Genomic DNA, 235 nt, shown 5'->3' on the forward strand with positions numbered 1-235 from the left:
GTGTTCGACGCCAGGGCCGAGTTCGCGATCATCTCGCTGTCCAATCCCGATCGCCTCGTCGTCGACCTGCCCGGCACTCGGCTGCGGTCGGGCCTGGCGTTGTCCGGCGCGGGCGGCATCGTCAAGTCGGTGCGCAGCGGCCAGCCCGTCGCGGGCACGACCCGTATCGTCTTCGATCTGGCGGGCGCCACCGTCGCGCCGCCGCCCCGGCGCGAGGATGGTCCCGATGGCGCGC

1 protein-coding gene is annotated in these 235 nt (G+C 73.6%); it reads left to right on the forward strand.

What is annotated here, in order from left to right; all coding sequences use genetic code 11:
• The coding region (locus tag SB660_RS23840; RefSeq protein ID WP_410585080.1) for an AMIN domain-containing protein at positions 1-235 on the forward strand (235 nt) is incomplete at both ends.

Origin of the sequence: Bacillus sp. SIMBA_005 (assembly GCF_046535585.1) — a bacterium.
GTDB lineage: Bacteria > Bacillota > Bacilli > Bacillales > Bacillaceae > Bacillus > Bacillus pumilus.